The 12,428-nt window shown below is 53.0% G+C and carries 8 protein-coding genes and 2 pseudogenes; all 10 read right to left on the bottom strand.

Translation table 11 applies throughout. From position 1 onward, the window contains the following. Positions 1-727 precede the first annotated feature (727 nt). A complete protein-coding gene (locus L5470_RS08955) occupies positions 728-1,672 on the bottom strand; it encodes a GDP-L-fucose synthase family protein (RefSeq protein WP_499499509.1) in 945 nt (314 codons plus the stop codon). A 9-nt stretch (positions 1,673-1,681) separates the two neighbouring features. Next, positions 1,682-2,206, bottom strand: a pseudogene (locus L5470_RS08950) (GDP-mannose 4,6-dehydratase); the annotation flags it as partial. Positions 2,207-3,211: 1,005 nt separating this feature from the next. Then, a pseudogene (locus L5470_RS08945) lies at positions 3,212-3,787 on the bottom strand (GDP-mannose 4,6-dehydratase); the annotation flags it as partial. Positions 3,788-3,828: 41 nt separating this feature from the next. Next, the gene (locus tag L5470_RS08940) at positions 3,829-5,703 is read right to left on the bottom strand and encodes a TolC family protein (RefSeq protein WP_499499507.1); all 1,875 of its coding nucleotides are present in this window, start codon (positions 5,701-5,703) and stop codon (positions 3,829-3,831) included. A gap of 254 nt (positions 5,704-5,957) precedes the next feature. Beyond that, the gene (cheB, locus tag L5470_RS08935; RefSeq protein WP_499499505.1) at positions 5,958-7,004 is read right to left on the bottom strand and encodes a chemotaxis-specific protein-glutamate methyltransferase CheB; all 1,047 of its coding nucleotides are present in this window, start codon (positions 7,002-7,004) and stop codon (positions 5,958-5,960) included. A gap of 47 nt (positions 7,005-7,051) precedes the next feature. Beyond that, positions 7,052-7,465 carry a response regulator gene (locus L5470_RS08930; RefSeq protein WP_499499503.1) on the bottom strand — a complete coding sequence of 138 codons (414 nt, stop codon included), beginning with the start codon at positions 7,463-7,465 and terminating at the stop codon, positions 7,052-7,054. Beyond that, the gene (locus L5470_RS08925) at positions 7,452-9,728 is read right to left on the bottom strand and encodes a hybrid sensor histidine kinase/response regulator (protein ID WP_499499501.1); all 2,277 of its coding nucleotides are present in this window, start codon (positions 9,726-9,728) and stop codon (positions 7,452-7,454) included. The genes L5470_RS08930 and L5470_RS08925 overlap by 14 nt, the downstream gene beginning before the upstream one ends. A 14-nt stretch (positions 9,729-9,742) precedes the next feature. Further along, positions 9,743-11,086 (bottom strand): methyl-accepting chemotaxis protein, encoded by a 1,344-nt coding sequence (locus L5470_RS08920; RefSeq protein WP_499499499.1) that lies wholly within the window; start codon positions 11,084-11,086, stop codon positions 9,743-9,745. A gap of 50 nt (positions 11,087-11,136) precedes the next feature. Further along, on the bottom strand, positions 11,137-12,162 hold the full coding sequence (locus L5470_RS08915) for a chemotaxis protein CheW (RefSeq protein ID WP_499499497.1): 1,026 nt from the start codon (positions 12,160-12,162) through the stop codon (positions 11,137-11,139). Positions 12,163-12,173: 11 nt separating this feature from the next. Beyond that, the coding region (locus L5470_RS08910) for a response regulator (RefSeq protein WP_499499495.1) at positions 12,174-12,428 on the bottom strand (255 nt) is incomplete at its 5' end.

Genomic DNA, 12,428 nt, shown 5'->3' with positions numbered 1-12,428 from the left:
TCTGCTCTCAGTGACATACTCCGGACACTCATGCTGACGTATAGCGTGCGGGCTTCTCAGTGACTGCTGCTAGTGCATCAGGCGTTATAGGAGGGATGTGGGCGGGCTAAAACCCCTCCGCTTTAGCGAGGGGATACAGCCAACCCAGGGGGCTTTAGCCCTCTCTATGTGTTAAACTAGATCTCGTGGAAAGTAGGCGTATCAACTACGCGAAGAAACATCCTAGTACGGAGAAATCCCGGCAAGTAAGTCACTACCGCTTTGGCGGCAAGCCTAAACCACTGCAAGCAATGGCAGGATAGTTGAGCGTATCGAATTGGCTAGTGTTTAAAAGCGCGAAACCACGAACCGAAACATAAACGTAGTCCCAATAGCAGAAATGCTTGAGGTGAGTAGGGGGTCTTTGACTGCCCCCACCCGCATTAAGTTGTGGGTGACAGCTCAAGGGAAAAGCGAAGCAACGCGGCTTCAGCCCGTTGCGCAGCATCCGTTGGGAATCCCCTCTCTTTCAAGGAGGGGAGAAGTCAACTAAACAATGAGTAATTGAGGGCGTTGCTGAATAGACGTATGACTTTCGGGTTTGAGTCTTTTGCCGCCCTCTCCCAGAGGAGAGGGAACAAGACTCTTAGCTCCCGTCTCCTTGGGGAGAAGGGTTGGGGATGAGGGAATTCATAGCCACATTCAGCAACACCTAGCTAAAGCAGGTACTGCTGCGCTAGCCTATCGCCTATCCTTGATGATGTAACGCACGGTACCAAGCAATGGTTTGCCGCAAGCCCTCTGCTAAAGAAACTTGAGCACGAAAGCCAAACGCTTGCTCTGCTTGAGACGTATCTAAACAACGGCGGGGTTGGCCATTGGGTTTATCGGTTTGCCAGTGAATCTCGCCGTTGAAATCCATCAGGTGGGCAATCATCATTACTAGGTCTTTAATCGTAATCTCTTCACCGGTGCCGAGGTTAATTGGATCAGGCTCGTTATAGGCTTGAGTGGCCATGACAATGCCCCGGGCAGCATCTTCCACGTAGAGAAATTCACGACTGGGGCTGCCGTCTCCCCACACCTCTATTGCGGTCTCCCCCCGCTGCTGGGCAGAATGAATCTTGTGAATCAATGCGGGAATGACGTGGGAACTGGCAGGGTCAAAGTTATCCCGTGGGCCATACAGATTAACCGGAAGCAGATAAATACCATTAAAGCCATATTGTTGCCGATAGGCTTGTAATTGCACCAACAGAGCTTTCTTAGCAATGCCGTAGGGGGCGTTGGTTTCTTCAGGGTAGCCATTCCACAGATCGCTTTCTTTGAAGGGCACCGGCGTGTATTTAGGGTAGGCGCAGATGGTGCCGATACAAACAAACTTTTCCACGCCAGCACGATAGGCACAATCAATGAGTTGCGCCCCCATCATGAGGTTGTCGTAAAAGAGTTCTGCCGGCTTAGCTTGATTCAGGCCAATCCCGCCCACATGGGCCGCAAGGTGAATCACAATTTGTTTGCCGTCCACTGCCTCTTTACAATCATCAAGGCGGCGCAGATCGTACTTCTGCCGACCGACGCAGGTAATCTTATCGCAGTCGGCACCCGCGCGGATGAGTTCGGCAGTAACTTGACGGCCTAAAAAACCAGTGCCACCCGTTACTAAAATATATTTTTCTGCTAGGCTCATCATGATTGACCGTTAATCTGCTTTGCTGATTGCTTGGCGGTTAGCCACCACATCCAACACGGTTTCCGAGGTGGATTGGGGCGCATCGGAACTGAGGCCAACGGCGTGGAGATCCGCCTGCACCATCAAGGCCACCAGTTCTGGAAAGGTCACCGATGGCTGCCACCCCAGCAGGGTCTTTGCTTTTGTGGGGTCACCTAGCAGCAAATCAACTTCGGTGGGCCGCAGATAGCGCGGGTCAAACTCGACGTAGTCTTGCCAGTTTAGCCCCACATGGCCAAAGGCTAACTCTAAGAATTCACGGACGGAGTGGGTTTCGCCAGTGGCTACAACGTAATCATCGGGTTGGGGATGTTGCAGCATTAACCACATGGCACGCACATAGTCCTTGGCGTAACCCCAGTCTCGCTGGGCATCGAGGTTGCCAAGGTAGAGTTTGTCCTGCAAACCCGCCACAATCCGCGCCACTGCCCGGGTAATCTTGCGGGTCACAAAGGTTTCACCACGACGGGGGCTGTTATGGACAACGACACAACCGACMCCAGCCACAAAGCGTCCGGATTGCGTCGCCAGATCCACCACCCATTCATCATCTTCGATGGCAGCCGCGTCGATCTTACGAATCTCGGCAGCGGGCTGCCGCAAGTGCTGCCCCTTCTCCCCTAACGGCTGAGCCGTTGATAGGTTGAGCTGATAGTAGCTCCTGCCGTGCCGCTGCTCTAGATAAACCGATGCCGTTCTGCCTTGGTGCGCGTACAACCAATATAAGCCTTGCGCCAGCAGGGGGCTATTTGTTCGGATACTTTCGCCATTTCCTGCCTTCAGGCCATCACCAGCATAGTAGCCACCCAAGAAAGCTGCTTGGATCTCTGGGTTGGCATTTAAGATGATGGGGGGGACGCGTTTCAAACCGTCATCCGAATATAACTGACTGCGCAGCCACTTCACTGTTGCTTGCCCTGAGCCGCTGAGATAGGTCTGACCGACGGGATGGCAGTCAAACTCTGAAGTGCCAGTTGAAAACCGGGCATTGCCCAGAAAGAGCCGCGACCACAGTTCGGCAATGCGCTGTTGCAGCTTTGGGTCATTATTCGTGAACTGAATAACTGTGCGATCGCCACTCGGAATGTAGCCATCAGCCGCCATCAGCCCTAAAAACTCGCCCATTTCCGGTGTAACCGCAGTCCACGCTGGCGTTGGCGGCATTGACTCCGCTAGCAGGAGGGTATCGCCGATCTGCAAACTGTCTGCGCGGCATTCGGTTTCATCAGACCGAATCAGGGTGTGGTGAGCTGTACAGGTAACAACACCACCCCGCCCGTGGATCGCTAACAGTTCATGGTCAGGATCATCCTGCCGTCGTTTCGTTGCTGTGATAGCAACCACCGCTGTCCAATCCCTGCCATCCCAGACCTCAACCCCCACAAGGTCAAAGTGCTGAACGTTTGGTCCTTTGCGGCGCAAGGGAATTAATTCTCGCGGTGTGACTACATTGAGGGTGCCATTTATCCTAACAATCAGGGGGGTGTTGAGGGGAATGCATTCATGGTTGAACAAGATACCGTTACAGGCAAACAGGTTATAGGCTTCGCGGTAGTTCACGGTTTGCCAGTGGGCATACACTTTAGCACAGGCGTAGGGACTGCGGGGATAAAAGGGGGTTGTTTCCCGTTGGGGAACTTCCTGTACCAACCCAAACATTTCCGAGGAACCGGCTTGGTAGAAGCGCACTGCGTTGCCGGTGCGGTCTTGGTACTCGCGAATCGCCTCCAGAAGCCGTAGCGTCCCCATCGCCACGGTTTCCACTGTATATTGTGGTGCATCAAAGCTGACGCGCACGTGGGACTGGGCACCGAGGTTATAGATTTCATCGGGTTGACTCAGTTCAATAATGCGCCGTAGGGTGCCGCCATCGGTGAGATCACCGTAGTGCAGTCGCAACCGGGCTGTTTCTTGGTGGGGGTCAACGTAAATGTGATCAATGCGGTCGGTATTAAAGGTGGAGGTGCGGCGGATAACCCCATGGACTTCGTAGCCTTTTTCTAATAACAGTTCACTCAGGTAAGACCCGTCTTGGCCGGTAATGCCTGTAATTAATGCCCGTTTGCGATCGCCCATGCTACCTTCTAATACCTAATACTGCGTGTATCTTTACCCTATCATTGCCCTTGGGCGGCGGGTGCCACAGTGGCGCTGCTCAGCCGCGTTTGCGCTGGATAGCCGACGGCACGCTTTAGAACCGCTAGGGAGCGATTGTAGTTCAAAATGGCCGCCAATAGGTTGCCTTGGGCTTGGGTCAAGTTTGTTTCGGCACTGGTGACTTCCTGCTGAGTGCCCACTCCCGCCTGAAAACGCAACCGCGCTAGCCGCAGTCCTTCTGTGGCTTGGGTAACGGCTGTGCGAGCGGTGGTGATGTTGGTTTCGTTAGCCTTCAGGTTAATGTAGGCTATTTCCACCTCAAGGCGGATAATATCCTTTTGATTGGCGTACTGCGCTTCAGCAGTGGCGGCAAGGGCTTCTTGCCGGGCGGCACTGGCACGGGCGTTACCGCCATCAAATAAGGCCAGTTGCATTTGAATGCCCACTCCATAGCCAAAGCGCGGATCTAGGCTATCGGTGAGATGATCCAACATATTGCCACTGGCAAACAGACTGACCTGTGGGCGAATGGCCGCAAGGGCAACTTGGCGATTTTTTAGGGCAATCTGGCGCTGGAGCAGCCGCTGCTCGAGTTCAACGCGATTGGCAAACGCAAGGAGAATGCTGTCCTCAACAGACAAAGGCCACTGGCCTTCGGGTTCCACCCTGTCGGCGATCGCCACATCGACGCTTTGGTTCACATTCAACCGTTGTGCCAACTGTCGCCGGGTCGTCACTTCTAAATTACGGGCTTGGCTGAGGTTTTGCTGGGCATTGGCAAGGCTGACCTCTGCCGTTAACACATCCAACAAGGTACCAATACCTGCTCGCTCAAAGGCAACCGCATCCCGTAGGGTCACTTGGGCGTTGGCCACTGCTGCTTCGGCAATTTGCACCTGTACCTTCGCTTGCTGTGCCAAATAGTAGTCCGTGCTCACGTCCAAGAGCAGTTGATCCAGTTGTCGCTGCACTTCTAACTCACTAAAGCGGACTTGATCCCGGGCAGCTTGAATCGATGCTGCCCGGCCGCCAGAGGTAAAGAGTGTATAGTTCATGACTAAGGCAGCGTTGGAGGTTGCACCTGCGGTCGCGCCAAATAAATTGGTAAAAAAGTTGGTGGCGTTGAGTTGGTTAACGGGGGCAAGCGTAACCGGCGTAAAGGAAGAGGGAGTCACCGCTTGAGTGGCACTGTTCTGCAGTTGTTGCAGTTGTTGCTGCAACTCAAGGTTTTGTTGATCGGCAAAAGTAGTGAGTTGCGAACCTTGAAAGCGTTGCTGTAGGCGCTGCACTTGGTTGGCTAAGATACGGCTGGCCTCTAGTTGCTGACCCGTAAGCTGTTGCAGTCCTTGTTGTTGCTGCTGCTGTTGCAGGGATAGCTGCTGCTGAACATTAAGAGGTAAGTAGGCGGGCTGGCCGCTAGGGCGAGTGGCTTGCCCCACGCTCGCTTGGAAAGAAAAGGTGGGATAAAGCTGGCCAAGGGCTTGATTGAGTTGTGCCCGCGCCCGTTGGAGTTGCAGCTCACTAATTTGCAGCCCCAAGTTATTGCGAATAGCCACCTCAAGAGCTTGATCAAGGGTCAGGGGTTGTGTCAGATCAATGGTCACATCGGTAGGTAAGGCCAGCGCATCTGGAGTGGGGTTCAGCGGCATTAATGCTGGTTGACTCACCGCCGCTGCCGGTGCTTGGGCAACGCTTGGCTCAGGTGCGGGGTCAGCGATGCTTGCTGGGGTAACTGCCACCTCAGCCGCTACAGACATCGCAGCCACCTGATCAGCACTCATTACCTCAGCGTGCGCTGGGGTTAAGCTAATAAGCATCCTCCCAAAGGCGATTGGGGCGATCGCCACCACCCGAGCTGCCAATCGTCGTTTCAGGGCAAACGCAAAATAGTTCATGATCTGCACTTAAACGCACAGCCAGTTCATTGGGGTTAAACCGCGGTGTAGTCTAAGGACAGGAAGAGGTTGCCAGCAGACACCCATTGATTCACTCCCACATCACACAGCTATTCTGCAAAACTCTAACATGATCCTGCGAATTCCGTCTCTTGACCTGCTTTAAGCGATGGTGGGTGAGGCCGGTAAAAGACTCAAACCCGAAAGTCATACGTCTATTCAGCAACGCCGGATATGGTGTAATAGCTACCCACTCATTGATCTTGGGTAACCGCTACCAATTCCGCCAAAACTGTCCCTATCCGTTCAATGGGTAGTATATATCTGACAGCGCCAAGGGCGATCGCCTCTTTTGGCATCCCAAAAATGATGCTCGTGGCTTCGTCTTGGGCAATTGTGATACCCCCCACTCTAGAGATGGCCTGCATTCCTGCTGCGCCATCATCCCCCATCCCCGTTAACAGCACCCCAATCGTTGCTTCACCATAAAACGCTGCGAGAGAGCGGAGCATCACATTGACGGATGGGCAATGGCGTTCACCCTCGACAGGGGGACTGAGGCTCAACTTACCGCGGCGATCCACTTCTAAGTTCCAGCTATCGGGAGCAAAATAGACAACCCCCGGCTGGGGCGTATCGCCAGCATTGGCAATGGTGACTCGCAGCCTCGTTTCTCGTGCCAACCAGGCCACCAAGCCACTCAAAAACCCAACACTAATGTGCTGAGTACATACAATGGGCACGGGAAAACTGGCGGGAAGATCTTGCAAGATTTTAGCAATGGCTTGGGGCCCCCCTGTTGAAGCACCAATCCCAACAATGGCCGCTTGCTTGGCGGTAACGGTGGCCTGAAGGTAGGCAGGTGCCCCTGCACTCACGGTAGGGCGCGGCTGTAAGGGGCGGGTAAACACCTTGACCCCTGCTAGGACCCGGATTTTATTGATCAGTTCATTGCGGTCGTAGTCTGCCATTAAGCCACTACTTGGTTTTGGGAAGACATCTGTGGCTCCTGCTTGCAGCAGTTCAAACGCCGTTTGCGCCTCACGCACGGCAACGCTAATGACCAACACAGGACGAGGCGCACGAGCCATCAGTTGGCGGGTAAACTCTCGCCCATCCATCTCTTTCATATAGAGATCGGTGCAGACAACATCAGGTTGGCACTCCGGAATTTGCAGCAGTGCCTCTCTGCCGGTGACCGCAGTTCCCACCACAACGATATCTGGGGCAGTCTGCAAGAGTTGCTTGAGAATACTCAGGGCAATGGGGGAATCTTCCACCAAAAAAACACGGATGGGCATTCAAGGCTATCCAGAAACCTTGCTGATAGGATAGCGCGAACTCTTGCCTAGGGAGTCTTTTTGCTGGCCAGAACACGAATTTTGGTGACTAGGGTATGTTTCAAGCGCTCGTAATCTGTTGCAGAGCCGGTCGTGGGCTTCGGGAAGAAGTCTAGGGCGCCCGCTTGCATCAGGTTATAGATATTGTCCACATCCGTCGGCTGTACGGCATTACTAATCACTAGCACTGGCCGGGGAAAGCGTTTCATCACTTCTTTAGTAAACTCCAGCCCATCCATGCCGGGCATTTGTAAATCGGTACAGATGACATCCGGCTGGGTGCGCTCAATGATTTCTAGGCCAGAGGCTCCATCTAAGGCTGTTCCGACCACCTCCACTTCCTCGGAGGAGTTAATCAATCGCTGTAGAATCTCAAGGGCAACGACTGAGTCTTCAATTAAAACCACTTTAGTTTTGCTCATGAATTAGCTCCTTCAGGGTATCGAGTAGCAGGGTTTGGTCAAAATTTCCTTTGGTGAGGTAAGCGTTGGCACCAGCAGCAAGGGCACGTTGGCGATCGCTGGCAGCGGCTAAGGTGGTCACCAGCACAATGGGTAACCGTTGGTATTCCGGTAGTTGCCGAATGCGTTGGGTCATTTCAATGCCGCTTTGCTGAGGCATTTCAACGTCAGACACAATGGCATCGAAGGTGCCAGTGCGCAACTGCTGAAATCCATCGGCTCCGTCCACGGCGGTGGTGACCTCGTACCCTGAGCGCTCTAAAATTCGCCGCAGTTGGGTGCGGATGGGGAGGGAATCTTCCACCAGTAGGATCCGTGGCTTTGTGGGCGGCTTCAAGACAGTGCCGGGCTGGGGGCGATCGCCCCCGGTTGCGGTTACCAGTGCACTAGGTTTCAGCAGATGGCAAATGTCTCCCGTTTCCAGAACAGTGACCCCTAACAGGTGGGGAATGCCGCTGAGGAAGGGATGATGGGGTTTTAACTGTACTTTTTGGAAGTTCACAATCTCATCCACAATCAGCCCGCGATAGCGATCGCCATGGCGAAGAATTATACAGGGATACCGCGGTTGGTGACGGATCCCCCCCTCTTGATTGAGAATATCTGCTAACCAACTGATGCTGACCGGCTGCTGCTCCCACAGTAGGGTTGGCTCTGCTCCCCCTAAGATTAATTCCTCGTGGCGCAACAGCAGCGTGGTGGCGATCGCCTCAACCGGCAAACCATAGACGTAATCGTGCAGGCGCACTGTGAGGATCGAGACAGTGGCTCGATTGGCACGCAGTGTAATTTGAAAACAGCACCCCTTCCCCGCGGTCGAGATCACATTAATCGTGCCATTGAGCTCCTCGACGTTAGCCCGCACCACATCTAACCCCACCCCTCGCCCTGAGAGGCTACTGACCTGGGCACGGGTTGAAAATCCGGGGGCAAAAATCAGGGCTTCGACCTGAGACCGACTCATTGCTGCCAAGGCGTCGGCACTATACAACCCCCGCTGGAGTGCCGTTTGTTTAATTGCGTCATGATCTAAGCCACGACCATCATCCATCACCTCAATCACCACTTCATTCCCGTTAGTTCGTCCCCGCACCGTGAGGGTGCCTTGGGGAGGCTTACCCTGTTGCTGTCGCTCTTGGGGCAGTTCAATCCCATGGTCTAAGGCATTGCGCACCAAGTGGGTCAAGGGGTCTTTCATGCCTTCGAGAATGCGGCGATCAACCATGACCTCCGCGCCTTCAATCACCAGTTGTACTTCTTTCTTTTGCTCCTTAGCAATATCTCGCACCGCCCGCGGCAGCAAGTTAAAGATGGTACTTAAAGGCAAAAATTGCAAATTTTGGATCTCATTCTCAAGGCCATTGACCACCGCTGTAAGGTGGGCATCATCAACACCTGCGCGTGCCTGTAATTGCTGTAGCGATCGCCCAAGGGAGTCGAGTTGCTGCCGTAGGTGATCGTAGTGCTGCCGCAGGGTCAACAATTCTGGATGGGGCTGAAGTAAGTGCTGGCTAGCAAGAAGGTGAACCTGCGCCTGCTCCCAGTACGCCAGTCCCTCGACAATGAGTTCCTGCTGCCGAGCAATGCGCTGTTGGGTCACTGTTAAATCGCCGATGGCGGTCATGAGGCTATCCAACGTGCTGCTGGCCACCCGTACACTCTCAATGCGATAGTGATCCTGGCCAGTCACCGTGGCTGTCGGTGCTGTGGTTCTCTCTTCTTGGGACGATATTTCGGAGGAGTCCTCAAGGAAGGGGCTTGAGGAGGGGGCACTCATCAGTGCATCTAAGTCATCGACTTCCGCTTCGGCAGGCCTTGGGGGGTCAGGAGCCGGGGATGCGCCCTCTAGAAATTGCAACAGCTCGGCAGCCACATGAAAGGAACTGACATTGGCTGGCTCACCGGTCACGGCTTCATGGGCAATTTTCTTGACGGCATCTAGGGCACGGTATAGCCCCTCAAACAGGTGTGGCGACGGAACAAGGCGATTCTGCCGCCAGTGACTGAGAATCTCTTCAATATGGTGAATGATGGCTTCGGCCTCCGTCACCCCGAGCATCCGTGAGTCTCCCTTGAGGGAGTGGGCTTCCCGTAGGAGTTGGTCTAGGGGCGAGCGGTCTTGGGGGTTGGTTTCCAGAGCCAACAGCCCCGCCTCAAGCGCGTGCAGGTGCTCTGAGCTGGCAACCTGATACAGAGAGCGCAATTCATCATCTTCAATATACATAGGCTTATATAGGCTTATAGCAAGTTTTGCAATGTCTCAGCGGCTTCGACTAACTGCTGGGTAACAGTCTTAATTTGCGATACACTCGTGGAGGTTTCCTGGGCACCTAAATTAATGGCATTCATGGCAGAAATAGCCTGCTGTACCCCCACTGCCTGCTGCTTGGAACTGAGGGCAATCTGCTGGCTGTTGAGGTGGACAGCATCAATAGCGTTGGCGATCGTGGCAAAGGTCTCGGACGTGCTATGGGCTAGCTTGGCACACTCGTTGGTGGCTTTCATCCCTTCATCGGTCACCATCACGGTGCCATTCATCGCCGCTTGCACTTCGCGAATGAGGGTAGTAATTTTCTCTGCCGATTTCTTGCTTTGATCAGCCAGTTTACGCACTTCCTGTGCCACCACGGAAAAGCCTTTGCCATGCTCCCCCGCCCGGGCTGCCTCCACGGCGGCATTCAGGGCAAGGATATTGGTTTGGTTGGCAATATCGGCAACAAGTTCGGAAATGGCAGTCACCTGAGTGGTTTGCTCGCTTAATTGCATAATTTTTTCGGCGATCGCCATGACATTGCCTTTGAGGGTGTCAATGCCTTCAACGGTGTGGTGCACCGTATCTTTACCGTAGGTGGCTAGCTCCATGGCTTGCTTAGCACCAGCGGCGGAAGCTTCGGCTTGCTCTGCAGACTGACGGGAGGAGGCGCCTAATTCTTCCATGGTGGTGGTTGTTTGGTTCACGGAAGCCGCTTGTTGGGCAATCACTTTTTCTTGCTCTGCAAGGGCAGCAGCCGTTTCATTGGAAGAGGTGGCAATTTGACTCGACAGCCGTGACAATAAGACAATAATTCGATTAATGATTAAGATAACAACTACAACTAAAGCAATTTCTAGGAGAATAATCACAATTTCAGCGACTTTAACCCCTTGACTACTAGCTTTAGCGGCTAATTCGGCTGCTTTGACTGCTTCATCCGTGAGCTTAAAAAAATCTTCACTGTCTTGGGTGAGTTGGGCAACATTGATCTGGGGTTGTTGTAATTCCTGTTTAAGCTGCTGCCAGTTCGATTGTACCCGTAACATTAGGTTGCGGAACTGGGGATCCTTTGCCGCTGGAATCTCCATTTCGGCATCGCCATTGATCAGGGCATTGATCCGGCGATCGTTGCGAGCGACTAACTCATCAATCGGATTTCCAGCAAGGCGTAGCTTGACAATGCGTTGGGTTCCTCCTCGCACCAGACCGGCTTCATTGACCACAAGAGCTTCTTCACCAGCACGGTTGAATAAAACCACCCCTAAACTGGTCAAAGCCATAAAGGAAATAGCACCAACTAAGGAATACAGTTGATAGCGAATACGCATGAACACTTCCTACAACTATGGAACTCTAACAAACTATAAATCAATGTTGCCTAAGCGGCTGCTAAGGATGGCATCATTTTGCTGAGTAACTGCTTGAGGTTTAATAATTTAATTACGTTACTTCCTTGAATAATTGAGCCAACGTGGCCATTATCATGTGTGGATAGAAATGAACTCAGTTGGACTTGCTGATAGTCGTAGGTCATAATCGTTTGTATGTCCTGAATTAAAATAGCAGTCATCATTGCGTTGACAGAGACAACCATTGCTTTTTTTAAGGGCAGGGGCGATCGCGTAAGGCGCAGTGGTTCGCGAATATCAAGAAGCGGGATGACATTCCCCTGCAAATGTAGATGACCCACGATAAACGGCGGTGCCCCCGGAATGGGCGCAACACGGTCAAGATCAATAAACTGCTGAATTTCCGTAACCGGAACCGCAAATAGCTCTCCTGCCAGTTCAAATACCCCCACGCTCAGCCTCTCATCCGCTTCGTTTGTTTGCTCATGGCTCCGGCTGAGATGCTGTTGCCGCTCTTTTAAGAGGGCTTGCTGGGCAGGTGTTGCCGTTGGCCAATAGCGGGCATAGAAATCATGGTAGGCAGAAGATTCAAGGTCTGGTTCACTAACAGATGAGGCGAAGTTTGCCACGGCGGCGGGTTCGCGAATCAGCCTCTCCACGTTGATGACAATGGCTAACTCGTCGTGCACCCGTGCCACCCCCGCCACAAAGGCAGTATTCACGGCACTCAGATGACCGTAATCTGGTTCCGGCAATAGATCCTCAGGGGCGATCGCTACCACATCTTCTACATGGTTAACCAGCACACCAAACCGTAGCCCGCAGGCAGCCATTAAAATGACAACATCGGTTTCTTGGCATCGGGGATGAGTCATTCCCAAACGGCAGCCAAGATGCATCACCGGCACCAACTCGCCTCGCACATTCATAACACCAATAATGTCAACAGGCGCTTCCGGTATCGTCGCCAATTCCGGCAAATTGATCAGTTCTTCCACCACTGGTAAAGGCAGGACACAGCTCAGCCCCTGCGATCGCAACTTTAGGTAGTCCATAGCAGCCAGTACTAGATAAATTTCTCAATCGTACTTAACAGGACGTCGCGATCCACGGGTTTGGTGAGGTAGTAATTTGTGCCTGCCATATGTCCTTTGGCACGATCAATTAAGCCATCCTTGGCCGTCAGCATGATCACTGGAATCTCCTTAAATTTTTCAATTTTGCGGATGGTGCGGCAAAACTCAAAGCCATCAATTTCCGGCATTGTTACATCTAAAAGAATTAAAGAGACGTTCCGGTTATTTAACAGCGACAGAGCATC

Source organism: Synechococcus sp. PCC 6717 (genome assembly GCF_022698185.1).
Lineage (GTDB): Bacteria > Cyanobacteriota > Cyanobacteriia > Thermosynechococcales > Thermosynechococcaceae > Thermosynechococcus > Thermosynechococcus lividus.
Note: the sequence above shows the minus strand (reverse complement) of the source record. Positions and strands in the feature narration are given on the sequence as shown.